This is a genomic window from Pradoshia sp. Z4_20, assembly GCF_058216035.1.
Map to the genome: position 1 here is coordinate 1,126,422 of NZ_JBZAJD010000001.1, position 24,984 is coordinate 1,151,405.

Here is a 24,984-nt window from a genome sequence, read left to right on the forward strand (position 1 = left end):
TTGAGATAGGAGGCATTTTTTGATGAGATTTTGTTCTTTAAGCTATCATAGTTTTGAAATAGGATACTAACTTCTAATCTTACTATTATTCTTCATTATCAGTATTTTTCTTTCGCAGTAACTGTTTTACGCTGCGTTTTTTTAACTTAGGTGTCAATACATAGAGAAAATCGCCTTCTTTGATCACTGTGTCACCGGTAGGGGTAACCAATTTGTCATCTCTTATGATTGCATTGACCAATGTATGGTCAGGGAATGGTATTTCAATTAGTGTCCTCCCAATCAAGAAAGAGTCCGGTTCCATTTGATATTTCACCATTTCAGCATTGGCCTTACCCAGTGAGACAATTTCAAGTGAATGCTTAGGGGTTTCACTGGCAGGCTCGGCTAATCCAAGTTTGCCAGCCACGAAGGATATGGTGGATCCTTGTATTAAACAACTTGTTAATACAACAAAGAAGACAACATTAAAAATCAGGTGGCTGTCTCCAATGTTTGCAAGTAAGGGAAATGTCGCCAGGACAATTGGTACGGAGCCTTTTAAGCCAGCCCAGGATAAAAATACTTTCTCTTTAAAATTGAAATTCATTTTAATAGTAGAAATGAATACAGCTGCCGGCCTTGCAATCAGGATTAAAATAACAGAAAGCAATAAGCCTTTTAAGATAATTTCAAGTGAAAATAAATCGTCGGGATTAACAAGTAAGCCTAATATAATGAACATTAAAATTTGCATCATCCAGGCAAATCCTTCGGCAAAGAATTGTGTAGCTTTTTCATAGGCGACCTCAGAGTTTCCAATGATAATAGCCATTACATAGACGGCCAGTAATCCACTTCCGTTTAGATTCGCAGTAATACCGTATGTTAATAAAGCGAATGTAACAGCGAAAACAGGGTAAAGGCCAGTTGATTCCAAATTGATCCGATTAAGCACAGCAACGGCTATTTTCCCGAATATCCATCCAAGCAGTAAACCAAGTCCCATCTGGACAATAAAAGATCCAATTAGATTAACTACATTTACTTCAGAAGAGGTAATCATTTCAATACAGGACACGGTTAAAAAGATTGCCATCGGGTCATTGGAACCAGATTCAGCCTCTAATGTTTTACCTGAATGGTCTTGTATGTTTTGTCCTTTTAATACAGCAAATACTGCTGCTGCATCCGTTGATCCAACAATTGAACCGAATAACATAGCTATCAGCCAATCAACATTAAGAATATAATGAGCTGCTATCGTAACTATTGCAGAGGTTATCAAAACACCAATGGTTGCCAGTGAAAGGGAAGGGAGAATAATTGGCCGCAATGATTTCCATTTAGTTTGTATTCCACCTTCAAACAAAATAATAATCAAGGCCAGAACACCAATCGTTTGTGCTAATCCTGCATTCGAAAAATTAATTACGCCGAAGGTATCATTTCCCATGGCCATTCCGACCAGTATAAAAAAGACGAGTGAAGGGACTCCTAATTTTGCTGAGAATTTGGTAGACAGAATTCCGAGGATTAATAGGATCGCTGCTATTAAAATATAAAAATCAGTTGTTAGTACTTCAGATGGCATGAACAATCGACTCACTTTCTGTAAATCTATATAAGCTGTTAATAGAATATATATACCTATCTCCATAATTGCATAATCTTTAAACTTGTTTTTCGAGAATTGCTTTTTATTGAAAGGGAGCAGAAGAGGGGAGAAAATGAAAAACAGGTGCTTTTTTAGCACCTGCTTTCATTAGCGTTTGATAACTACTTTTTCATTTTCAACATCAAATTGTTGAACATCCGCCTTGCTGGCAATTTGAAAATCGCCGATAATGGTATGTTTTAAGGCGAATGATGATAGGGCAAAATTAATGATTTCTTGAGGACTGTATTGATTGTTGATTCCATATAATACGCCAGCTACAAATGAATCGCCCGTACCGATTCGATCAAGAACATTTACTTTAACCGGACCTGCTGTGAAGTGCTCTGTTTCAGTTATAATGGCACATCGTAATTCTTGTACATTGTTACCAAGAATATTTCTTTCAGTTGTGTAAATTTGGTCAAACTGATACTCTTTTTGAAACTCTTTTAATAAAGCGATTTTTTCTTCGAATGTGTTAACTTCTCTTTTTTCCTGTCTGATTGTTAGAACGTCCAGGTAACTTCCGATAATAACATCAATATATGGCAGGATTTCGATGTAAGCTTTTCTTGCTTCATCTAATGTCCATAATTTTGCACGATAGTTAAAGTCAAAGCTGATTTTAATGCCTTTTTGTTTTGCCGCCTTGACCAATTCCATAGTCGTTTCACGTGCATTTTTACTTGCACCTAAACTAATTCCGCTGACATGGAGCCATTTAACTTCGGAAAGCATCGCTTCAAAATCATAATCATTTGGCAAAGCTTCAACAAAAGCGGAGTTTTGGCGATCATAAGTGACTTCTGTAGGTCTGATGGAATGACCTTGTTCAACAAAATATAAGCCCATTTTCTTGCCTTTATAGACGATATGATTAGTGTTTACACCATATTTTCTTAACTGTGTGACAGCGGCAAGTCCAAGGTTATTATCTGGTAAGCAAGTAGCATAGGAGGTTTTTTCACCCCAATGACTGAGAGCGACAGCAATATTTGCTTCAGAACCACCATACATCATATCCAGCTGGCTTGCCTGAATTAACATTTGATGATTGGTTGGTGTTAAACGCAACAGCATTTCACCAAATAACATGATTGATTTCAATACGTGCACCTTCTTTATTTGACTAAGAATATAGGAAAGATAGCGACCGGGTATAAACCCAGATCGCTATTTCCATTTTTTAAATTAAGCTTTTTTAATTTTAATTAACTCTTTGTTAATGGCATACATCATTTTTTCAGTAAATATATCATCCGCCATGGATGCCAGCATATCAATTGACATACCTTCTGCCATACCGAACATTGGATTATCCTCATTGAATCCTTTTAAATACTTCTCTAATACTTTCTTAGTTTCTTCATTTTTATATAACTCACCGAGTGTATTGCGAGTAGAATATACATCATCAGTGATAACAAGTTCTTCAATTTCCATGTCTTCATCTAAATCAGGCATGTCAAACCAGTTAGCAACCACTCCGCCAGCATCACTTTCTGGAACTAGGTAGCTTGGATTTGGCTCATCCACTTTATTGAAGTGAGCAGTATCTTCGAATGTATTTCCTTCGGATGTACCGATTGCCTTTACAGTATTCATGCCGTCTTCCAGTGCCACATCATTAAAGGTAAAGGCAGCGCGGTTACGTTCTGTTGTATAGGTAGTCCCGTTTACTACTAACGTTACATCCTCGCAGTTAGAATACACTTTAACTGTAATTTTTTCGTCTGCACGGTCTACAAATCGTTTGCTTGTAATATGCACGAATTTTTCATCAGACCAATTTGCTTTGTACATATAGAATGCATCTTTTTTAATTTTACGGTCGTAAGTCATTAAACCTTTATTATTTCTGCCTTTTACACCGCCTTCATCACGAATGTTGGCTCCGAAATCAAACATATTCCATACATATGTTGACCAAAGGAATGGGCGGTCAGCGAATATATTCCATACAGTTTCATGATATAGAGTATGGTATTCTTCTGTGTAATCTTTTACTTTTGGATCGTTTGTATGGTACTGGATAATACCTTCTGCACCGTACTCAGAGATACCAAGGCTAACTTGTGGGTTCGTTGCATGATAAGCATCAATCCACTCAGCAAAATCTTCTGCCTTACCTTGATACCATCCGTAATATTTATTGTAACCAATCGTGTCGGTGATATAGTTGTATTCATCTGTATCAGGAACAAACATAACGTTGGCCTGTGTAGTTAAACGTGTTGGATCTTCTTTTTTCGTTAACTCATTAAGTTCTTTAACAAGTTTTCTTACTTCTGGTCTGTTACCGCCAATTTGAATCTCATTTTGAACACCCCAGAACATAATGGAAGGGTGGTTGTAATTTTGTCTGATTAACTCAACCATTTGTTGTTTAGCGTTTATACCCTCAAGCTCAGTCTTGGACATGATAGAGATAAACGGAATCTCGGCCCAAACAACCATACCTTCACGGTCACATAAATCATAGAAATATTGATCGTGTTGGTAGTGGGCCAAACGAATGGAAGTAGCGCCCACTTCTTTGATAAATTCCATATCTTCTTTGTGCTCTTTTTTAGTGATTGCCCAGCCCATATCTTTACGATCCTGGTGACGGGAAACCCCATTCAGACGAAGGTGTTCTCCATTTAAGAAGAAGCCTTTTTCAGGGTCCACTTTAAAGTAACGGACACCAAATGGAATGGAAAGTTCATCAATTACATCGTTATAGCTTGTTAAAGATAGGTTAGCTTCATACATATAGGCATTTTTACGGCCATTCCAAAGGATTGGGTTTTCGATTTTGATTGGCAATTCAACAACAGTAGTTTGTCCTGCTGGAAGAACAATCTCTTTTGCTCCATAAGCAGCTGTCTTACCTTCTGCATCAAGCATATCAGCCCATAAACGAACTTTTTTCTCTTCTTCATGATCATTTGTAAGTCTAGTTTTTAGGGTAATGGATGCTTGTTCCTTCGTCACTTCATCTTGAACGATATAAACACCTTGGGAACCATGATCCATTAAATCAAAGTGAACATGGCTAGCAATAACTAAATTAACATCACGGTAAATTCCGCCAAAGAAAGTGAAGTCAGCCATTTGAGGATATACATCTTCAACAACTGTATTGTCGACTTTTACGGCAATCGTATTTTTACCTCCGAAAGTAACAACATCTGTAATATCGAATCTGAAAATAGAGTAACCGCCACGATGTTGGCCAAGGTGTTGTCCATTAACATAAACGTCTGTGACACTATTGCTTCCATTAAATTCGATATATACTTTATTGCCGGCATTTATAGTATCTACAGTAAATTCTTTTCTGTACCAGCATGCTCCTTTATAAAAATCAAATCCATTTGCGCCATCAATCGCATTCCACGTATGAGGGACGTTTACGGACTCCCAATTAGCATCATCATAAACTTGGTTCATTGCATCTTGTACGTTTTCTTTAATGAATTTCCATGCGTCATTCAGATTAATTACTTTTCTCATGTATTGAACTCCCTGTTTATAAATTAATTCAGTAAACAATCAGGATATAAGAACAGATTGTCTTCATATATAGTGTTTACTGAATTAATTTCATTATAGGTATTAATTTTAGAAAAATATCGTACAATTTTTGTTTTTTTAGTATTATTTTTAGTTCGTGATGGCGTTTTCATTGTATAATGAAAATAAAAAAGTGAATTTTAAAGGATGATTTAGATTGAATCAGGAACAGATAAAAGTATACGCTCAGCTATGTAATCTGGTCAGTTCAATTGTTAAATTGGATGTAAAACTGCTTGACCTGGATGGAAATAAAATTATCCTAATGGCTAAACACCAGATACCAAGTGGATTGGCAAATAACGAAGAGGAAAATAAATCAATCACGGAATTTTTAAAGGCAAGTAATAAAAATGAATATTTACATTATATTAATTCGGCTAAATTGGAATGTATTTTTGCTGGAATCTGGAAAGATGATCAATATGCAGGCACAGTGATGGTTGGCCCTTTTTTGTCTGATTTACCTTCAGATTTATTTATCAGCCAAATTATCTCCTCTCAAAGTTTACCCATTAGTGACAGAAAGCAATATCAAGATTTCTACGAGACTTTATCAATCCTAAGTGATGAAGAAATAAGAAGTATTGGAGAGTTATTAGTAAATTTGTGTCCTCACGACTATATTTCGTCATCACAGCTGGTTACACCGACTATTAATAAACAAAGTAATCCAGTAAAACCTATTCAGCATGAAGAAGAGGATCGTGAAAAGATCATTGAACACCGTTATAAAATAGAAAAAAGAATTATAGATGCCATTGCAAGAGGGGATAAGGAAGGGGCATTAAACCAATTAACGGGTTTAACTGATGTACATCTAAAAAATAGGGTGCCGGAAAATCCAATTCGATCGACTAAAAATTTAACGTTTGTTCAGAATACATTATTTAGAATTGCTGCTGAAAAAGGCGGAGTTCATCCGGTTTATCTACATGATATTTCAGAAAAATATGCTATTCTGATTGAAAGAGCAGATAATCTTCCATATTTACACAAGCTTATGAGGAGTATGCTTGATGCATATTGTGAACTCGTCAATGAGTTCTCAACACGAAAGTTTAGTCCAATTGTCAAAAATGCTGTGCAATATATTAATTTCAATTTGGAAAGCCCCTTGATGCTTAATGAAATAGCAGAGTCTATTCATGTGAATCCATCACATTTATCAAAAAAATTTAAAATGGAGACAGGCAAAAGTATCACCGATTTCATCAATTTAAAAAGAATAGAGGCGGCCAAGTTATATTTATTAAATGGAAATATGTCAATCACAGATGTTGCTTACCTAGTTGGATTTAATGATGTAAATTACTTTAGTAGGATTTTTAAACGGATTACATCTATGACACCTTCTCAATATGTAAAAGGAACCGGATTAACAGGTGAGTAAATTTTTTTCTACGGCATAATAGACCCGAATTAATAATTCTATTTAATTAGTAAGATTGGCCATACACTTAATAATAGAAAGAGAGAATCAATCTTTGAAAGTAATAGACTATCTGAAGGAGAAATTTCCATCTATCGAATTAATGCCAAGTATATATAATCAATGGGACATAGGAATCCACTTTACGCTCGGTGGCACTAATTATCAGTTCAAAAAAATGGTGAACTAAATTGTGAAAGATTTAGGCTAGTGTACAAGCAACTTGATACGATCTTTAATCAATTATTTGAGCAATATGATGACGTATTCCTTGTAACGAATATGTACACGTATAAAACTAATGTAAAGCATACGAGAAAGTTGAAGGTATATGAACCTTTTCTAAAGTATAGAAATTCTTTAAATAATATTTAGGTGAGAACATGTCCATATCCTTTTGAGTTAGATGAAGAAGAATATGAAACGCAGCAATCCTCCTTATTGTGTAAAACAAAGGACATACGCATAACTGAATTATTAAAAGCAGCAACTCACGAAGATTTTCCTCTAAAGCCAAGATTCGGAGGGGACGCCATTCATTATCCGGATGTCTTCTTAGTGAACATCACTAAAGATCTTATTTTATTTGTCTATGATAACCGTGGGTGTGAGGTTATTGCTATAGACGCTGAACGACTGCGCCCGCTATATGAACAACATAAGGATTGGGTGGAAGATGTGGATCGTCAGAAGATTGAACGAGCGTTGAACCGGAGAAGCAATTGATAAATTAAAAGAAGTGCAGTCATCGTCTATGATGCTGCACTTCTGCTGTATTGCTTATTTTTTCTGATGCAATATATACATATTACCTTGGTCCCAGTTTAATTAATAAAATCACCTTAAATTATAACTGGCTGTTTGGCATAAATGCTGAACAGTTTTTTTGCCGATTTCAAAATAGCAGAGAAAGAATTTTGTCGAATCTTTTTCATAATTAACAGCAGGTTATTTACATAAATGTAACGAAATGGTAATAGTCTTCAATTTAAAAATCAGTGAAGACAAAAAGGGGAGAAAGAATGAAAAAGATAGTAGCTGTCATAGCCGCTACCGCATTGCTGCTCACGTCGGGTACAAGTGGGGTATTTGCTGCGGCAAAGGTGAGTTCAATAAACCAAAAGGGAGATGAAATCCGCAGTTCCGAAAAAATTTACAAACCAACAACGAAGAAATATGACGAATATATTCAGGCAGACACCTTGGTTATTAACCATAGTGGATCGTTATCTAAGAAAACTCTGACCAAATATAAGGGGAAAGTGATGAAGGCTGGCGGGAACCTTGGTTATTCAGTTGTAAAATTTAAAACAGCATCCGCAGCTAAACAAGCTTACACGGAATTAAGTAAATCTAATTCGGTCACATCGATTTCGCCGAGCGTAAAGTATAAAACTTCTTCTGTCAAAACCGATCCTAAGATCAGTCAACAATATTATAACAAGCTGTTAAACTTACCTGCGGCACAGAAAAAAGCAGGGAAAAATAAAGTATTGGTGGCTGTGATTGATACGGGAATAGATAAAAATCATCCTGAATTAAAAAACAAAATTGTATCAAGCTATAATGTCCATAATCCAGTTAACGCCTCATTGCCGGAGGATCATGGCACACATGTAGCCGGCATAATTGCAGCTGAGAAGAATAATGGAATTGGCGGATATGGCATAAATCCAAATGCCTCGGTTTTATCTATTGATGTATTTAATAGAGAATGGGGTGCGTATGATTACAATATCGCAGAAGGTGTTTTATATGCGATTAAAAAGAAAGCGAAGGTAATTAATTTAAGCTTAGGTGGCCCATTCAGTTCACCGGTTCTTGAAGCCGCAATCAAAAAAGCGAAAGCGGCTGGAATTGTGATTGTTGCTGCGGCTGGTAATGAAGGATCTGATATGAAAGGTTACCCGGCTGCATATGAAGGAGTCATTAGTGTCGGTGCTGTGAATAAAAGCAAAACACTGACATCCTGGTCATCCTATGGTGTATCGACAGATTTGGTAGCACCTGGGGATAATGTTTATGCACCAATCTATGATTATGAGAAAAAATCGACTTTTGCTTCATTTAGCGGCACATCGATGGCAGCTCCAATGGTGACTGGTACGGTTTCTTTATTATTATCTAAATATCCTAAATTAAAACCGGAACAGGTAGAATACATCTTGAAGAAAACAGCTACCGATTTGAGTACGAAGGGCTACGATAAGAAATATGGATATGGACTAATCAACCCATCATCTGCTTTAAGCTTTGATATTAAAAAAATTCCATCCTTAACTACTGCCGTGTGGAATAAGGATACAATTATGAAAAGTGCTAAAACGGTTGGCAGCAGCTATACGGTGAAAAAAACATTTATGAAACCTTTGGAACAGCACTGGATTAAGCATACCGTAAAAAAAGGTGAAACATATCAAATCAATTTAATGGGATCTAAAGTGTTTGATTCCCAATTACTTGTGAATATGTATGGAAAGGATAAATCAAGCACGAAAAAAATCGATGATGTCACTGAAGGTAAAACAGAGGGTTATTACTTTAAAGCACCATACGATGGTACTTTGACCGTTGGTGTTAAAGATATTAGCGGAAATTACGATGTGGCCGGAAGCAAATTATCTGAATATGAATTAGTATTCAAAAAAGTAACTGTTTCAAAAGATGAATCCGGTAAAGAAAACCCGATTATAATACCAAAATTGTCATATGATACTACCGGTAAAAAAATGCATCTTGTTGGCGAAAATGGAGATGATGATTATTTTCAATTTACAACGGGTGAAAAAGAGGAAAACATTAAGCTTTCTGTAAATGGTACACCTGGTGCAGACCTCAGCATGTTTGTCTATGCTTTGACAGACATTAGAGATGAAGAGGAGTTGGAAGAAAAGGAGGAAATTACTGAAGGTGAGGGTATGAGTAAGGAAGCAGATGGAGACATAGAGGATGGTAACTCAGAAGAAGAGCCAACGCATGTTAATATTCTTGAACAGGAAATTAACAGCGGCACCATCGGAGAAAGTGAACAGGATGTATTCACTGCTGAGCCTAAAACAACCTATACCATTAAAATTTCTAACAAATATGAAGGATATTCCGAAAGTTTCTTTGACTTTTTTATCCTTTCAGAAGGATTCGAATCATCGGCTACCAAGATAACTGGTGCAATCAGACAAAACGGTGATCCCTATATTTTCAAGGCCAGCCTAGTCAAAATGCCAGCGGACGAGGATGGAATTCATTCCATTTATGATCGTGATGAAGAGTATGACGAAGAAGAAGAATATGTTGGTGATGATGAAGAATATTGGGAAGAAGAAGGCGACGATGAAGTAATTGAAATGCTGAATGAAATGGCCATTCCGTATAAATTAACAAGTGAAAAATCGGGTTATTTACAGTCACGCTATGATGAAGATTGGTATAAAGTCAATGTAACATCAGCAGGAATCCATGCCTTTGATTTAGGTACAGCTAAACATTCGTACTCCATTTATCAGGTCGTTGAATCTGAAGGTGAAGACGGAAATGAAATCCGTTTACTAGAAGCAGTTGCTGATAATTATGATCCATTTACCGGCAAAAAGCTTAATACGTTTTATGCCTCACTTGAAGCTGGAAAAACCTATTATATGAAGATTGAGATGGATTGGATGTCTGATTCCTATTCTACGGATAAATATTTCTTTGAATCAAGATTGGTAGGTAAGCCTGCTGATAAATACGAGAACAACGATTCTATGAAAAACGTAAAGACTCTTCCTGGTACTACTGTTAAAGGAGATTACGCAAAATTATCGGATACGGATCTGTTTAGATACACAGCCAAAGCATCTGGTAACTATGCATTAACGGTGGATAATAATAAACCAAGCACACCAGGACTCCCTGCACTAGTTAAAGGTGATGTTTATTCGTATATTGCCGTAATGGAAGATAAAAATAATAACAAGAATGTAGATGATGCGGATTTAGATACGATTAAATATATAGATTCCTATTATGATCCTGCAGGTGCATATGGCTCACATTATTTCCAAAAGGGTAAAGCGTATTTTATCGCGATTATGGGTGATGGGGAATATTTACCATTCTCTTTAACTCAATATACGTTTAAGCTCAGTCAAGTGAATCACAAAGATGAAGATGCCGGGACTGTTATTAAGAAAAATAAACCATCAAAACCAATCAGCTTTAAGAAATCGAAGGGAAAATGGGAGAAAACAGGCCGATTTAACGCATTTAATACAAAGAAAAATGATGAAGATTGGTACAAGCTTAAAGTGGATAAAGCCTTCAGCGGTCAAATCACTTTAAGTGGCGGCAGGGAATTGGATGGAGCCTTTGAGGTTTATCAAAATGGCAAAAAAATCGCCGGCTCTGACCGATATGCTGGAAATGATACAGAAGTTTTAAATATCAGTCTTAAAAAAGGTACCTATTATATAAAATTAAAAGATGCTCAAGGTTCTGCTTCTCTGTCACCGTACACAATCCGCGTGCAAGAAAAGAAATAGGTACTTAGAAGGTTTCCAGGTTTTCTGGAAACCTTTTTTACACTTCTTCCTTCTGAATGGGGAGTTGGTTTTGAAGATTTCGTTCGTTTTTAATTAGTTTGACAAGAATGCTCCAGAATTGTTTTTGGATAATGGGATCTGATGTGATTGGCTTAATTTTCTCCCATAAATGATGAAGGTCATTCTGTCTCATGTTTTTCACCCCACTTTTGCTTTGCCATCTTTTTGCATATTTTTTTTGATGAAACGATTCGGATGAGAATTGGATAGTTCTTTTATTAGTTTGGATGCTATTTCTTGATCTGTTTGGTGTTGACTTTGAGAAATCAATATACGAGCCATTGACGAAATAGCCATTATATCTGAATCTCTTAATGTAGCCAATTGGCTGGCCGCCTTTAACTCTTCCGGTGTTTTTTTAAACGGTGAAAGAGTAGTTAAAGAGTAGCTTATTTCATTATTTAAGTCACTTATAATTGCATCGATTGATTCTGGTTTTTCTATATTCAATGAAAATCTCCTTTCAGAATAACTATGTTGTTATTTTTTAAGCTTACTATAAAGGCTATTGCGGAGTAAAAGATTGAGCAAAAAGCATGATTAGATTATTCATGGTGTGAATAACTATCGTATTTCATTAATAAAAATTTTTTGAATTATTATAATATTGTAAAATAATTGAAACTTTCAGTGATATTCAACCGTATAAAATGGTAAGATTATCCTAGGAGGTTGATAAGATGTTTGAGTTTTTTAAACGAATGAAGACGGTGGTCAGTTCAGAATTGTATGCACTCATTGAAAAAGCAGAAGATCCCATTAAAATGGCCGACCAATACCTAAGAGAAATGAATCATGAAATTGAAGAAGCAGAGAAGACAACTGCAAAGGTCATGGCTGAGGAGAAATTAACCCACAGAAAAATCACCGATTTAAAATTACTGATTGAAAAACGTAATACTCAGGCAATGGAAGCCATTCAAGCTGGTAAAGAGACGCTTGCAAAACAAGCTTTAGAAAACAAACTTCAGCTCGGGATTGAGCTTGCCTCATTGGAGAATTTGCATGAACAGGCTAAACAAAATGTCAAGGATTTGCAAAATCGACTGCGAGAAATGAAAGCTGATTATCAGGAACTTGTGATGCGCAGAGATACATTAAAGGCAAGAGCGCTTTCTGCTAAAGTGCAAACTTCAGTAAATCGTTCTTTCCATACAGAAAGTCGAAATTCGGCCAAAGCTGGATTTGAACGAATGGAACAAAAAGTAATGGAATATGAAGCAGAAGCGGAAGTCAGTAAAGAGCTTAAAAGTAATCATCTTGAAATTGATAATGAGTTTAAAAAGATGGAAACCGAAAAATTAGTTGAATCAGAATTACAAAGATTAAAGGATTCATTGAATAGCGAAAAATAACTGATAAAGGGTTGATTAGTATGGAATTTTTAGGGGTGGAATTAGCTGATTTTTTCTTATATTCACTGATTATATCCGGTATCCTTACGTTTTTCTTCATATTATTTAATGATCTGTTTGCCGGATTAGACCTCCCTGACTTTTTAAACCCAACCCTTATACTAAGCTTTTTGACCATTGCAAGCGGATCAGGGTATGTGCTTGTTTCTTTAACCTCATTGCGGGCACTTCCCATTTTTTTTATTTCCTTCGCAATTGCTTTTATACTTGTCTCTATTATTAATCTATTCGTTTTAGTCCCCTTGTCGGCAGCTCATGAATCTTTAACGATAACCGAGGATGAACTAAAGGGACGGTTGGGAAAAGTGATAACATCAGTACCTGTTAATGGGTATGGTGAAGTATTAATAACAAGTAAAAGCGGAACGTTTTCAAAGCCGGCCGTAAGTTTTGACCAAGAAGCGATACCATCTGAGACAAAGGTATTAATCATTGATATCCAAAATGGTGTTCTGCATGTCAGTCCACATGAAGAATTAAATGAACTGGGATAGGAGAGTGGGAGTAGTATGACATTAATCTACGGTATTGTTGGTGCAGTGGTATTTATTTTATTAGCCCTTATAGGAGTTTTTGTTACAAAATATAGAACAGCTGGTCCTGATGAAGCATTGATTGTCACGGGCAGTTACTTAGGCAGTAAAAATGTACATATTGATGAATCCGGAAATCGAATCAAAATTGTACGCGGAGGAGGGACCTTCGTTCTTCCAGTATTCCAGCAAGCTGAGCCGTTGAGCTTATTATCGAGTAAATTAGAGGTTTCAACACCGGAAGTATATACCGAACAGGGTGTGCCGGTAATGGCCGATGGTGTATCCATTATTAAAATAGGTAATACCATTTCTGAAATTGCAACGGCTGCTGAACAATTTTTAGGGAAAACGAAGGATGACCGTGAACAGGAAGCAAGAGAAGTACTGGAAGGGCACCTACGCTCCATTCTTGGTTCGATGACAGTTGAGGAAATCTATAAAAACCGTGAAAAATTTTCACAGGAAGTGCAGAGGGTTGCCTCACAGGATTTAGCGAAAATGGGATTGGTTATCGTTTCATTTACAATTAAAGATGTACGTGATAAAAATGGATATTTGGAATCGCTTGGTAAACCGAGAATAGCTCAGGTGAAAAGGGATGCGGATATCGCAACAGCCGAAGCCGATAAAGAAACACGGATCAAACGGGCTGAAGCATCCAAGGAAGCGCAAAAAGCTGAACTTGAACGTGCAACTGAAATCGCAGAGGCAGAAAAATTAAATCAATTGAAAATTGCTGAATTCAGACGTGAACAGGATATTGCTAAAGCAAAAGCCGATCAGGCATATGATTTGGAGACTGCACGTTCTAAGCAAGATGTTACGGAACAAGAGATGCAAATTAAAATCATTGAGCGGCAGAAGCTGATTGAATTAGAAGAAAAAGAAATTTTACGCCGTGAAAAGCAATATGATTCTGAAGTGAAGAAAAAGGCGGATGCAGATCGCTACGCAGTTGAACAAGCAGCTTCTGCGGAAAAAACAAAGCAATTAACTGAAGCCGATGCCAATCAATATCGCATCGAAGCAATGGCGAGAGCGGAAGCAGAGAGAGTACGTTTAGATGGTCTTGCAAAAGCAGAAGCACAAAGAGCACAAGGGGTTTCCGAAGCGGATATCATTCGTTTAAAAGGTTTGGCGGAAGCGGAAGCAAAGCAAAAAATCGCAGAAGCCTTCGAGCAATTTGGTCAGGCTGCTGTTATGGATATGATGTTAAAAATGCTTCCGGAATATGCAAGGGAAGTGGCTAAACCGCTGAGCAGTATTGATAAAATTACGATTGTTGATACAGGGAGCGGCGGTACAGGCGGCGGCGCCAATAAAGTGACCGGATATGCGACGAATTTAATGGCAACTTTACAAGAGTCATTAAAAGCATCCTCCGGTATCGACATGAAAGAGTTAATTGAAAGCTTTGCAGGTAAAAATTCAGGCGTCAGTCCCAGAATAAACCTTGAAGAAGAGTTGGCTAAAACTGAGATTCCTATTGTTAAGGGACTTGATCGTACTCCAGATCAACTCTAAATAAACAATAAACAAACCTGAGTTCATATGGGCTCAGGTTGTTTCTTGTTTATTACGGATATTAGGATTGAATAAACTCAAAATCTTCTAGAGTATATAACCATTATTCAGAAATACGCTTAACCGTGATTTCTAATTCTATGTCTACATTGTCTTTGAGAGCACGGCTGACCATGCAGGATGCTTCAGCTTTTTGGGCTAGTTTTTGGACAAGTCCGATATCTTCTTTTGTTGCAGAGTCCTTTAGTATAATCGTTGGCCGATGAATGATCTTTTTATAGGTAAACACACCGTTTGTTACATCGACAATTCCCGCTGACTGTAAGGTTAACCCTTCTTTTTCTAAATAGCTGCGTTCCATCATGGCTGCCAGCGTAATAATATAACAGGTTGCTGCAGCACCAAGTAACATTTCATCAGGATTTGTTCCGATTCCAGGTCCATCCATTTCCTCCGGTATCGAAACTTTAGTATGAAGGTTTTTAGTATGTATTTCTCCTATATCGTTTCGTAATCCAGGCCAAACAGCCTCTAAAATAAATTGATGCTCTGCCATTATAAAGTCCCCTTTATTTTACTATTATCTTCATTTTAATGCGTAAATGAATCTTATTCACACAAAGTGCTTAAATATAGTTGAAAAGGAGTTTTTATTTTTAATCGTCTAACCATACTTTAGGACAAGGTTGGAACATATTATTATGTTAGAAAATTAATGGTTGAAGATCTATTTTTGTAGACCAGTATCCTTTAGGGAGTGAAAACATACAGTGCAAATTCAACTAGTGGTTATATTTTCACTTTATGATATTTTTATATACTATATTAGGTAATATTACATATAGTAATGCTAATAATATTCATTGTTTCATTGACTAAACAATATTTGACAGTGGGTATTTTATATTTGACATATTCCTGACACATTATATGATTATAGTATTGTTAACAGACAACATAAATTTTATTTCGATAGGAGTTATATTATGACCAACGAGACAAAGAATACTTCAGATACAGAAGAGAAAGCTACTGAAATAAAAACAGATCAAACAAAAAAACGTAAAAATAAAAAATGGATTGCTGGTATTGCAGCAGCTGCCGTATTAACTGCAGCTATAGCTGGCGGAGCATATGCTTATACTAAATCTCAAACAGTAGGCAGTGTCAATGGCGACCGTATTACTAAAAGTGAATTATATGACACAATGGCCAATGTGTATGGAGCTTCTGCTGTAGATAGCTTAGTTACGATGAAGGTTATTGAAAAGGAAGCAGATGAGCGCAATATAAAAGTTAATGATAGTGAAATTAATAAAGAAGTAGATGCATATATAGAAAGCTATGGTGGAGAGGATGCTTTAAAATCAGCACTTGAAGCTAGCAGTTTAACTCTTGATGATTTAAAAGAGGATATAGCGGTAAATATTAAAATCGAAAAGTTAATGCAGGAAGATATTGAAATCACTGAGGATGAAGTAAAAGCTTATTATGAAGAGAATAAAGCAAATTATGATCAATCTGAACAAGTTGAAGTTAGCCACATCCTTGTTGAAGACGAAGACAAAGCAAAGGAATTATTGAAAAAAATCAAAGACGGCGAGGATTTTGCTGAACTCGCCAAAGAAAATTCCACTGATACAGCATCTGCTGAAAATGGTGGAGAGCTCGGCTATATTTCTGAAGGAGAAATGGTAGAAGAGTTTGAAAAAGCAGCATTCGCTTTAGAAGTTGATGAAGTAAGTGATGTGGTTAAATCAGAATATGGCTACCACATTATTAAAGCTACAGGCCATAAAGAAGCTAAAGAATCCACTTATGAAGAATCAAAAGAGGATGCTAAAGAAGCCGCTCTAAGCGAAAAGATATCTTCTGAGTACAGCACATGGTTGGAAGATTTAAAGAAAGATTATAAAATTAAAAATAAATTTGAATAATTATGTATAAATGATTAAGAGCAAGCCGTTACTGGTTTGCTCTTTTTTGTTTGAGAAGAAGAAATTTTTGTACTTTCTAACATAGGGATATATAGTATAGTAGTAACTAAATTTTACAAAATATAGAGAGAAATAGATAGGGAGGTAATGTTTATGGAACTATTTGAAGCCATTAAAGGAAGAAGAAGTATTGGCAAGGTTAAAAATGAGCCGATACCTGATGAGCTCATACATAAAATTATTGAAGCGGGAACATGGGCACCATGTCATCATCGTACAGAACCATGGAAGTTTTTTGTTTTGAAAGAGGATGGCAGAAAAATCCTCAGTGATGTGTTAGTGGATATCCTGAAATCTGAATTAGATGATCTTGAGTCAGAAGAAAGTAAAAAAAGATTAGAAAAAGTAAGCAAGAATCCCTATCGTGCTCCTGTTATCATAGTGACTGCCGTTGAACCAGTGAAGAATGAAAAGGTTCTGATTGAAGAAGAATACGCTGCTGTCCATGCAGCTACACAAAATATCCTGCTGGCAGCTCACGCTCTTGGACTGGGTGCCGTATGGAGAACCGGGAAACAATGCCATGATAAACGGATGAGTAAGGCTTTTAATCTCTCTGAGGATGGTGCTGTAACTGGGTTTATCTATTTAGGATATCCAGATATGAATCCTAAAGAAGGTTCAAGAAAATCTATTGATGAAGTGACCACATGGATAACCAATTAAATTAACGAAAGCCGGTACAAAGAGGATATTCACTCTGTACCGGTTTATTTTTTGGAAAAAGTTTGATTACTATAAAAGTAGACATAAAATATATTAATCTGATAAACTTAGTATGGAATAAAATCGGTAAAAGGAGGGGTTAATATGGACCGAAGTTTTCTCATAATACATGGACTTGGCGGAAGCGGACCTGAACATTGGCAATCCTGGCTGTATAATGAGCTGGTGGATGCAGGTGAAACAGTTTATTATCCGACCCTTCCTGAATATGATGATCCTTATAAAGATAAGTGGATAAAAAAATTGGAAGATACCTTTCAAACTATTACCTCAGACCATATAACCGTTGTTGCTCACAGTTTAGGATGTGTCCTATGGCTTCATTTTGCTCTCAAAAATGCTCATAAGATAAAAAAATCGGTTAACCGTGTTATTTTAGTGGCACCGCCCTCTCCCTATTTAAAGCATGAAATCATCCAAAGGTTTTTCCCCTTCCAGTTAAGGGTAAAGAATTAATACAGTCTATTGATCATACACTGCAAATTCAATCCACAAACGATTCTTATTGCTCTGTTGAAGACAGTCAATTTTATAAAGACTTGGGTATTATACAACTTTTGGTTGTGAATAAAGGTCATATCAATATCGACTCCGGTTTTGGAAAATGGCAGTGGATTCTTGATTATTGTCTGGATCAAAATCATGATTTTGCAGTAAATGAAGGCTGAATGTATGGATAGGACGGTGATTGTTTCTATGAATATAGTAGTAGTTGGTGCAAATGGACAAATTGGCAATCAATTGGTTCACCTCATTAAGGAAGATGGACAACACAATGTAAAAGCGATGATCAGAAAAGAAGAGCAGGTAAAATCATTTGAAAATAGTGGTATACAGACTGTTCTTGCTAATTTAGAAGATAGCGTAGAAAATCTGGCGAAGGCAATTGAAGGATCAGATGCGATATGCTTCACAGCTGGGTCAGGAGGAAGCACAGGTCATGACAAAACGCTTTTAATTGATCTTGATGGTGCAGTGAAAATGATGGAATCAGCTGAAAAGGCTGGAATCAAACGATTTATTTTGGTCAGTGCCCTTCAGGCTAACAACCGCGAAAACTGGAGCGATGAAATTAAACCTTATTATGTTGCCAAGCATTATGCAGATCGAATTCTGGAAAACAGCCCATTAACATATACGATTATAAGGCCGGGTGGATTGCTGAATGAACCTGGAAACGGGAAAATCCGTACTGGGGATACAATAAAGGCTGGAACGATACCGCGTGAGGATGTGGCACGAACTATTTTGGCTTGCCTCACGAATGAGGCAAGCTATAATCGTTCTTTTGATCTAATATCAGGTGATACCCCGATTGAGGAAGCTCTTAACCAACTATAAAATTTGTCGAAGCAGTTCAGTTTTTAGCTGAACTGCTTTATTTGTTTGTCATAAAAAATATGAAAATCTTTCGACTTAAATTGTCAAAATTTTTTGTCATTGACAGTGTAAGGTTAGAGGTGATAGGTTGAGATTGGGTTAAATACACCATATTTTCATTCACTCATATATTAGATTTTGTATCTGTAAATCAAAATTAAATGTTAATCTTCATTCCGTAGGAGACTTCTTTTCAGCGCTCAGCTCAGGAGCTGAATGATTTAGAATGAGCTTACCATTCAGATGGAGTACAATTTACCAATCGAATGACAATAAAGCCACCGATATGGTTTTTCTGAGCAAAGCTCGAATAATTATCCATTCACATAGCCGAGATGTTATGGAATACGTACCATGGGAGGGAGAATAGTGGACTATAATTTATACAAACCTAAACGCCATTGGAGTGAAATCGAGTTATGGAAGGATGTAGCGGATGATCAGTGGAATGACTGGATTTGGCAGTTAACCCACACCATCAAAACACTTGATGATTTAAAAAAGGTGATTAATCTTACACCAGAAGAGGAAGAAGGTGTACGGATCTCAACTAAAACGATTCCCTTGAATATAACGCCCTATTACGCATCTTTAATGGATCCTGATGATGAGCGCTGTCCAATCCGTATGCAATCCGTTCCCATAAGAAAAGAGCTCCACAAAACGGTGTATGATTTAGAGGATCCCTTACATGAAGATGAAGATTCCCCAGTTCCAGGGTTAACTCACCGTTATCCGGACCGTGTCTTATTTTTAGTAACAAATCAATGCTCCATGTACTGCCGTTATTGCACAAGAAGAAGGTTTTCTGGTCAGATTGGTATGGGAGTTCCGAAGAAGCAGTTGGATAAAGCAATCAATTACATCAGCCAAACACCGGCAGTCCGGGATGTTTTAATCTCTGGTGGTGATGGCCTTCTCATTAATGACAGTATACTGGAATATATATTAAAAAACTTACGCGCCATTCCTCATGTAGAAATTATTCGTATTGGAACTAGAGCCCCGGTCGTGTTTCCGCAAAGAATCACTAAAGATTTATGTACCATTCTTAAAAAGTACCATCCCGTTTGGCTGAATACACATTTTAATACATCGATCGAAATTACAGAAGAATCAAAGCGTGCCTGCGAGCTGCTTATTGATTCGGGAGTACCTGTGGGCAATCAGGCGGTTATTTTGGCTGGGATTAATGACAGTGTCCCAATCATGAGAAAATTAATGCATGATTTAGTCAAAATAAGAGTTCGTCCTTATTATATTTACCAATGTGATTTATCAGAAGGAATTGGACATTTCAGAGCTCCTATTAGTAAAGGCTTAGAAATTATGGAGGGGCTGCGCGGTCATACAAGCGGATATGCTGTGCCGACTTTTGTGGTTGATGCACCAGGCGGGGGTGGAAAAATACCGCTTCAGCCGAACTACATCATTTCACAAAGTTCAAATAAAGTGATCTTACGTAATTTTGAAGGTGTGATTACATCATATCCAGAACCGGAGAACTATGTGTCCGGTCGTGCAGATGAATATTTCAAACAAACATACCCAAATGTATATGAAGATTACAACAGTACAGGTATCTTGTCCATTATGGATGATGAAAAGTTTAATATTACTCCGGATGGATTAGAAAGATACAACAAGCGAAACGCCTATCAACAAAATCCGGAGCATTCGTCACTAAAAGATCAACGAGATAAACGGGACGTTCTAAAAGAAAAGAAATTCAAGGCCCAACAAACAAAAACAACTAAAACTGATCAAGAGGATTCAAAAGTATGAAATGCCAATGGTGTGAACAAGATGGGGCAATTGAGACCAATACCACTGTATTTTGGGAGCTGCCAGATGGAACGCAATCACTAGAAATAAAGGAAACACCAGCCATCCATTGTGGCAATTGCCAAATGGAATATTTAACGGATGAACAGACTGAGGAGATTGAGGACCATTTATTGCTCATTAATACAAAACAATTAACAGGCACTGTACATTTTGAAGAATTGATGAAAGTACCAAGGTTATTAAAGCGAAACTATTTCAAATAGACAAAATATATGTAAGCGATTTCAGTTATTCAACGTCAAAGAAAAGCTATATTCTTTGGCGTTTTTATTAAAATGAAATGGACAGAGGTGAATAGGTTGAAACCGGTACTTTTACCTGATGCAGCAGCATCCTTGCTAAAGAGCGGAGCCCGTATCATGGTTGGGGGCTTTGGATTGGTGGGATGTCCAATAACATTGGTACACGCTCTTGACCGAAAAGGGATAAATAATCTTGAAATTATCAGCAATAATCTCGGTGAGCCAGGCAGGGGACTTGGAGTGCTTGTTCAAAAAAAGAAGGTAAGAAAGGGGATAGGTTCTTATTTCACATCCAACCCGGATGTAGTGGAGGCTTATTTGGGGGGAGAGCTTGAGATTGAACTTCTGCCGCAGGGCACACTGGCAGAAGCGATTCGTGCGGGTGGAGCTGGAATACCAGCATTCTATACACCCGTTGGAGTAGGCACTGACTTATCAAATGGGAAAGAAGAAAAAAAATTCAATGATAATAAATATATATTGCAACATTCTTTGAAGGCTGATTTTTCACTGATTAAGGCCTATAAAGCAGACAAACTTGGTAATTTAATTTATATAAAGTCTGCCCGGAATTTTAATCCTGCTATGGCGACGGCCGGGAATATCGTGATTGCTGAAGTTGATGAAATAGTAGAAGCGGGAGAACTCGATCCTGAGGAAATTATCACACCTCATTTGTATGTTGATTACTTAGTGTTAAAGGAGGAGTCGTTGTGAGTGCAAAAGAGACGATTGCCAAACGTGCTGCACGATTCCTTGGAAATGGTGATATTGTCAACTTGGGGATTGGGATTCCAACATTGGTGGCAGATTTTATCGCTCCTCATCTATCCGTATTTCTACATACAGAGAATGGGATTCTTGGGGTGGGACCTACCCCATTAAATGAACCAGATCCCAATTTGGTGAATGCAGGAAAGCTTCCTGTAACTGTCATGACTGGTGCATCTTATTTTGATAGTGCATCATCTTTTGCGATGATACGTGGGGGCCATATTGATGTCTCGATTTTGGGTGTTCTGCAAATGGATGAAATGGGCAGGATAGCAAATTGGGCAGTTCCAGGAAAAGCGGTTTTGGGTGTAGGAGGAGCGATGGATCTATTAGAGGGCTCTAAAAGAATTATCGTAACAACCTTACATACAACAAAAGCGGGGAAGCCGAAGCTCGTTAAGAATCTTAATTATCCGCTTACATCTGAGCGCAGAGTGGATTTCATTATAACTGAATTGGCCGTATTTGCAGTCGATGATAGGGGGCTTATTTTAGTGGAAACTGGTCCAGGAATAACAGTGGAAACTGTTAAAGAAAAAACGGAAGCGGATTTCAGAATTCAATTAAACAGTGAATTTGTTGGCTTTGATATGTAGCATAAAAAAGTCTTGAACTTGCTTTTTAAGCATATCTTGTATGTAGAAAAATAATAGAACATCTCTATGAAATGGAGAGACGCAAATGGCTGACCATGTATTTCATCGTGATTTTACGAATAAATACCCAATCATAACGCATGGGCAAGGGATTTATTTATACGATCAGGATGGCAAGCAATATATTGATGCATGCTCCGGTGCTGTTGCCGCAAATTTAGGTCACGGGGATGTGAAAATTGCTGAAGCGATGGCTGAACAGGCAAAAAAAGTAGCCTTTGTACATTCGATGCGTTTTGAAACCGAGGTATTGCATCTTCTGGCAGAGAGAATTGCGGAGATTGCTCCCGTTCCATTAAACAAGGTTTATTTCACCTGTGGCGGCTCGGAGGCGAATGAAAGTGCTATTAAACTTGCAAAGCAATATCATAAAGGTGCAGGAAATCCGGAAAAACATATTGTGATTGGCAGATGGCAATCTTATCATGGGAATACTTTAGGATCCTTGTCTGCTGGAGGCGATATTAAAAGAAGGCAGGTATACACTCAAAATCTACTTGATTTTAAACATGTTTATTCCCCTCATTGTAAACGATGCCCATACCAAAGAAATCTCGATGATTGCAATCAACAACACAATTGGTCATGCATTAAGGATATAGAAAAGTTGATTATTGAGATAGGTCCGGAACAAATTTCTTGCTTCATAGCTGAGCCAATCGTCGGGAGCCAATTGGGAAGTGTAAGTCCGCCAGACTCGTATTTTAAAGAGGTCAGAAAGTTATGTGACGATTATAATATTCTTTTGATTGCAGATGAAGTGATGACGGGTTTTGGGAGAACAGGGACCTATTTTGCTGTAGAGCATTTTGATTTCATACCGGATATTATTACGTTTGGCAAGGGAGTATCAGCCGGCTACTCGCCTCTTGGCGGTATGATTGTTCACGATCGATTAATTAAAGGGATTATTCAAAACAGCAAGGGGAAATTTGCGCATGGATATACATACAGTGGCCATCCGGTCTCTGTCGCTGCCGGATTGGCAGTTCTGAAAAAATTAGCTCACAATAAAATCCTTCCCAACGTAGTTATGCAGGGTGAATATTTAATTAAACAACTTAAACTGCTTCAGGACCGTTACCCTGTCATTTGGGATATAAGGGGTAAAGGCCTTTTGATAGGCATTGAATTTGCTTCCAGTCCGAAAGGAGACCCATTCCCTCCCTCTAGCTCAACATCTGAAGTGATTAATCGGATTGCCATGCAAATTGGAGCTGTCTTTTATCCTGGAAGTGGATCAATCAATGGCTATGAAGGTGATCATTTGTTAATTGCTCCGCCTTTAACAGTCTCCAGGGAAGAAATCGATGCAATCATAAATATATTAGAACTTGCTCTGCAACAATTTATGTATTCGAGGGGGAAGTAAATCATGAGTCATTCTGAAAAAGTTACTGAATTAACAGAGAAAGCGAGAAAACATATATCTCCAGTTAGCACAAGAGTGACGGAATTAATTATAGATCGAGGTAAGGGAGCACGTTTTTGGACGAAGGATGGAGAAGAGTATATTGATTTTGTTTCAGGGGTAGCAGTTAATGCACTCGGCCATTCTCATGAAAGAATCGTTAACGCTATAAAAACACAGGCGGAGCGACTCGTTCATTTTGGTTTGAATTATGGCTATTACGAGACTGTGATCGGCTTGGCTGAAAAGCTGGCACAAATCACGCCAGGTAATTTAGATACTGTATTCTTCTCAAATTCAGGCGGTGAAGCCATTGATGGAGCATTGAAGCTGGCACGTGCGGCTACTGACCGCCCGGGAATTATCGCTTTCAATGGGTCCTTTCATGGACGTACGTTAGGTGCTACTACTGTAACAGGATCAAGCAGTAAATATAAAAAGTACTACGAACCGCTGGTAGGAGAGGTTTACCATACACCTTATCCATATCCCGGTTTAGTAAAAAATATCGATAATGCTGATTTGACAAATTATTGTATTAACCAATTACGTTCGTTATTTGATTTACATATTGACCCATCGAGAGTGGCTGCTATACTTGTTGAACCGGTTTTGGGGGAAGGCGGTTACTATCCCGCACCTCCATTGTTTTTACAGGAATTAAGGAGTATTGCTGATGAGCATGGTATTTTATTAATATTTGATGAGGTTCAAACAGGATTTGGCAGAACTGGGCGGATGTTTGCTTCGGAACACTCAGGAGTAACTCCAGATATTCTCGTTTTAGCAAAGGCTTTATCAGGCGGACTGCCTCTTGGTGCAATTGTGGCAAATAGGGATTTACATAATAAATGGCCTGTAGGGGGGCATGGCTCCACGTTTGGAGGCAACCCAATCTCATGTGCAGCTGCCCTAGCAAGTATACAGGTGATTGAAGAAGAGAATCTGGTAAAGAGGAGTAAAGAATTCGGTGAGCAAATTGTTAATAGGCTGCAAAATAGTTTGCTAGGATACGAGCCAATAAAAGAAGTCCGCGGAATCGGTATGATGATTGGCATTGAATTCAATGAATCCGATAAAAAGTCCATTGTGCCGCTTATCAAAGCACGATGCCTGGATAAGCATTTACTAATCATGAACTGCGGAGTTAACGGGCAAACCATCAGGCTCATGCTGCCATTAAATATATTAACAGAAGAATTGGATGCTGGGTTAACCATTCTCGAAACCGTTATTGGAGACGTGGTAAAGGAGGGTATTTAGTAA

22 protein-coding genes and 1 pseudogene are annotated in these 24,984 nt (G+C 37.4%); 17 read left to right on the plus strand and 6 right to left on the minus strand.

Annotation, left to right across the window (positions count from 1 at the left end):
- Nucleotides 1–85 precede the first annotated feature (85 nt).
- From AC4BHP_RS05380 to AC4BHP_RS05390, 3 genes are all read right to left on the minus strand, one after another.
- On the minus strand, nucleotides 86–1,573 hold the full coding sequence (locus AC4BHP_RS05380) for a potassium/proton antiporter (RefSeq protein WP_490551669.1): 1,488 nt from the start codon (nucleotides 1,571–1,573) through the stop codon (nucleotides 86–88).
- 171 nt (nucleotides 1,574–1,744) lie between these two features.
- Nucleotides 1,745–2,746: a sugar kinase gene (locus tag AC4BHP_RS05385; RefSeq protein ID WP_066103594.1), complete on the minus strand. Its 1,002-nt coding sequence runs from the start codon at nucleotides 2,744–2,746 to the stop codon at nucleotides 1,745–1,747.
- 84 nt (nucleotides 2,747–2,830) lie between these two features.
- Nucleotides 2,831–5,137 (minus strand): glycoside hydrolase family 2 protein, encoded by a 2,307-nt coding sequence (locus AC4BHP_RS05390; protein ID WP_490551541.1) that lies wholly within the window; start codon nucleotides 5,135–5,137, stop codon nucleotides 2,831–2,833.
- A 217-nt stretch (nucleotides 5,138–5,354) separates the two neighbouring features.
- Between AC4BHP_RS05390 and AC4BHP_RS05395 the strand changes: the two genes are divergently transcribed.
- The 3 genes and pseudogenes from AC4BHP_RS05395 to AC4BHP_RS05405 all read left to right on the plus strand — a co-directional run bounded on the left by AC4BHP_RS05395 (nucleotide 5,355) and on the right by AC4BHP_RS05405 (nucleotide 11,149).
- Nucleotides 5,355–6,590, plus strand: a complete 1,236-nt coding sequence (locus AC4BHP_RS05395) for a helix-turn-helix domain-containing protein (protein ID WP_066103598.1) — start codon at nucleotides 5,355–5,357, stop codon at nucleotides 6,588–6,590.
- 142 nt (nucleotides 6,591–6,732) lie between these two features.
- Nucleotides 6,733–7,355 (plus strand): annotated as a pseudogene (locus AC4BHP_RS05400) (DUF3885 domain-containing protein).
- Between the two features lie 296 nt (nucleotides 7,356–7,651).
- Nucleotides 7,652–11,149: a S8 family peptidase gene (locus AC4BHP_RS05405; RefSeq protein ID WP_490551542.1), complete on the plus strand. Its 3,498-nt coding sequence runs from the start codon at nucleotides 7,652–7,654 to the stop codon at nucleotides 11,147–11,149.
- A gap of 37 nt (nucleotides 11,150–11,186) precedes the next feature.
- Here AC4BHP_RS05405 and AC4BHP_RS05410 read toward each other — a convergent pair whose 3' ends face one another.
- Complete coding sequence (locus AC4BHP_RS05410) at nucleotides 11,187–11,342, minus strand: hypothetical protein (RefSeq protein ID WP_175354253.1); 156 nt, start codon at nucleotides 11,340–11,342, stop codon at nucleotides 11,187–11,189.
- A 5-nt stretch (nucleotides 11,343–11,347) separates the two neighbouring features.
- Entirely contained in the window at nucleotides 11,348–11,659 is a 312-nt protein-coding gene (locus AC4BHP_RS05415) for a hypothetical protein (RefSeq protein ID WP_490551543.1), read from the minus strand.
- A gap of 230 nt (nucleotides 11,660–11,889) precedes the next feature.
- Here AC4BHP_RS05415 and AC4BHP_RS05420 point away from each other — a divergent pair, with 230 nt between their 5' ends.
- Genes AC4BHP_RS05420 through floT form a run of 3 tightly spaced genes read left to right on the plus strand, consistent with a single transcriptional unit; the run spans nucleotide 11,890 to nucleotide 14,684 of the window.
- Entirely contained in the window at nucleotides 11,890–12,564 is a 675-nt protein-coding gene (locus AC4BHP_RS05420; RefSeq protein WP_140461504.1) for a PspA/IM30 family protein, read from the plus strand.
- 20 nt (nucleotides 12,565–12,584) lie between these two features.
- Nucleotides 12,585–13,118, plus strand: coding sequence for an NfeD family protein (locus AC4BHP_RS05425; protein ID WP_066103608.1), 534 nt, complete (start codon nucleotides 12,585–12,587; stop codon nucleotides 13,116–13,118).
- Nucleotides 13,119–13,133: 15 nt separating this feature from the next.
- A complete protein-coding gene (gene floT, locus AC4BHP_RS05430; protein WP_066103610.1) occupies nucleotides 13,134–14,684 on the plus strand; it encodes a flotillin lipid rafts scaffold protein FloT in 1,551 nt (516 codons plus the stop codon).
- 103 nt (nucleotides 14,685–14,787) lie between these two features.
- Here floT and AC4BHP_RS05435 read toward each other — a convergent pair whose 3' ends face one another.
- The gene (locus tag AC4BHP_RS05435; protein ID WP_066103613.1) at nucleotides 14,788–15,240 is read right to left on the minus strand and encodes an OsmC family protein; all 453 of its coding nucleotides are present in this window, start codon (nucleotides 15,238–15,240) and stop codon (nucleotides 14,788–14,790) included.
- Between the two features lie 430 nt (nucleotides 15,241–15,670).
- On the opposite strand from AC4BHP_RS05435, the gene AC4BHP_RS05440 reads away from it, so the two are divergent.
- The 11 genes from AC4BHP_RS05440 to AC4BHP_RS05490 all read left to right on the plus strand — a co-directional run bounded on the left by AC4BHP_RS05440 (nucleotide 15,671) and on the right by AC4BHP_RS05490 (nucleotide 24,981).
- Nucleotides 15,671–16,621 (plus strand): peptidylprolyl isomerase, encoded by a 951-nt coding sequence (locus tag AC4BHP_RS05440; RefSeq protein WP_077248015.1) that lies wholly within the window; start codon nucleotides 15,671–15,673, stop codon nucleotides 16,619–16,621.
- 153 nt (nucleotides 16,622–16,774) lie between these two features.
- Nucleotides 16,775–17,347 (plus strand): nitroreductase family protein, encoded by a 573-nt coding sequence (locus tag AC4BHP_RS05445; protein WP_066103616.1) that lies wholly within the window; start codon nucleotides 16,775–16,777, stop codon nucleotides 17,345–17,347.
- A 144-nt stretch (nucleotides 17,348–17,491) separates the two neighbouring features.
- Nucleotides 17,492–17,863, plus strand: a complete 372-nt coding sequence (locus tag AC4BHP_RS05450; RefSeq protein WP_490551547.1) for an RBBP9/YdeN family alpha/beta hydrolase — start codon at nucleotides 17,492–17,494, stop codon at nucleotides 17,861–17,863.
- A 26-nt stretch (nucleotides 17,864–17,889) separates the two neighbouring features.
- Nucleotides 17,890–18,075, plus strand: a complete 186-nt coding sequence (locus AC4BHP_RS05455; RefSeq protein ID WP_490551670.1) for an alpha/beta hydrolase — start codon at nucleotides 17,890–17,892, stop codon at nucleotides 18,073–18,075.
- A 28-nt stretch (nucleotides 18,076–18,103) separates the two neighbouring features.
- On the plus strand, nucleotides 18,104–18,748 hold the full coding sequence (locus AC4BHP_RS05460) for an SDR family oxidoreductase (RefSeq protein ID WP_490551672.1): 645 nt from the start codon (nucleotides 18,104–18,106) through the stop codon (nucleotides 18,746–18,748).
- 408 nt (nucleotides 18,749–19,156) lie between these two features.
- Entirely contained in the window at nucleotides 19,157–20,572 is a 1,416-nt protein-coding gene (kamA, locus tag AC4BHP_RS05465; protein ID WP_490551548.1) for a lysine 2,3-aminomutase, read from the plus strand.
- Complete coding sequence (locus tag AC4BHP_RS05470; RefSeq protein ID WP_066103622.1) at nucleotides 20,569–20,838, plus strand: YokU family protein; 270 nt, start codon at nucleotides 20,569–20,571, stop codon at nucleotides 20,836–20,838. Before kamA ends, AC4BHP_RS05470 begins: the two co-directional genes overlap by 4 nt.
- A gap of 72 nt (nucleotides 20,839–20,910) precedes the next feature.
- Entirely contained in the window at nucleotides 20,911–21,594 is a 684-nt protein-coding gene (locus AC4BHP_RS05475; RefSeq protein WP_077248016.1) for a CoA transferase subunit A, read from the plus strand.
- Nucleotides 21,591–22,247, plus strand: coding sequence for a 3-oxoacid CoA-transferase subunit B (locus tag AC4BHP_RS05480; protein WP_066103624.1), 657 nt, complete (start codon nucleotides 21,591–21,593; stop codon nucleotides 22,245–22,247). The genes AC4BHP_RS05475 and AC4BHP_RS05480 overlap by 4 nt, the downstream gene beginning before the upstream one ends.
- A gap of 85 nt (nucleotides 22,248–22,332) precedes the next feature.
- Complete coding sequence (locus tag AC4BHP_RS05485; protein WP_490551550.1) at nucleotides 22,333–23,679, plus strand: aminotransferase family protein; 1,347 nt, start codon at nucleotides 22,333–22,335, stop codon at nucleotides 23,677–23,679.
- Between the two features lie 3 nt (nucleotides 23,680–23,682).
- Nucleotides 23,683–24,981, plus strand: coding sequence for an aminotransferase class III-fold pyridoxal phosphate-dependent enzyme (locus tag AC4BHP_RS05490; RefSeq protein ID WP_490551551.1), 1,299 nt, complete (start codon nucleotides 23,683–23,685; stop codon nucleotides 24,979–24,981).
- The last annotated feature ends 3 nt before the right edge of the window (nucleotides 24,982–24,984 follow it).

Coding starts and splice junctions, on each gene's coding strand:
- AC4BHP_RS05390 (WP_490551541.1), bottom strand. CDS start 5,137: ATGAGAAAAGTAATTAATCTGAATGACGCATGGAAATTCATTAAAGAA.
- AC4BHP_RS05470 (WP_066103622.1), top strand. CDS start 20,569: ATGAAATGCCAATGGTGTGAACAAGATGGGGCAATTGAGACCAATACC.
- AC4BHP_RS05445 (WP_066103616.1), top strand. CDS start 16,775: ATGGAACTATTTGAAGCCATTAAAGGAAGAAGAAGTATTGGCAAGGTT.
- AC4BHP_RS05460 (WP_490551672.1), top strand. CDS start 18,104: ATGAATATAGTAGTAGTTGGTGCAAATGGACAAATTGGCAATCAATTG.
- AC4BHP_RS05435 (WP_066103613.1), bottom strand. CDS start 15,240: ATGGCAGAGCATCAATTTATTTTAGAGGCTGTTTGGCCTGGATTACGA.
- AC4BHP_RS05450 (WP_490551547.1), top strand. CDS start 17,492: ATGGACCGAAGTTTTCTCATAATACATGGACTTGGCGGAAGCGGACCT.
- AC4BHP_RS05425 (WP_066103608.1), top strand. CDS start 12,585: ATGGAATTTTTAGGGGTGGAATTAGCTGATTTTTTCTTATATTCACTG.
- floT (WP_066103610.1), top strand. CDS start 13,134: ATGACATTAATCTACGGTATTGTTGGTGCAGTGGTATTTATTTTATTA.
- AC4BHP_RS05410 (WP_175354253.1), bottom strand. CDS start 11,342: ATGAGACAGAATGACCTTCATCATTTATGGGAGAAAATTAAGCCAATC.
- AC4BHP_RS05380 (WP_490551669.1), bottom strand. CDS start 1,573: ATGCCATCTGAAGTACTAACAACTGATTTTTATATTTTAATAGCAGCG.
- AC4BHP_RS05485 (WP_490551550.1), top strand. CDS start 22,333: ATGGCTGACCATGTATTTCATCGTGATTTTACGAATAAATACCCAATC.
- AC4BHP_RS05490 (WP_490551551.1), top strand. CDS start 23,683: ATGAGTCATTCTGAAAAAGTTACTGAATTAACAGAGAAAGCGAGAAAA.
- AC4BHP_RS05475 (WP_077248016.1), top strand. CDS start 20,911: ATGAAATGGACAGAGGTGAATAGGTTGAAACCGGTACTTTTACCTGAT.
- AC4BHP_RS05440 (WP_077248015.1), top strand. CDS start 15,671: ATGACCAACGAGACAAAGAATACTTCAGATACAGAAGAGAAAGCTACT.
- AC4BHP_RS05420 (WP_140461504.1), top strand. CDS start 11,890: ATGTTTGAGTTTTTTAAACGAATGAAGACGGTGGTCAGTTCAGAATTG.
- AC4BHP_RS05405 (WP_490551542.1), top strand. CDS start 7,652: ATGAAAAAGATAGTAGCTGTCATAGCCGCTACCGCATTGCTGCTCACG.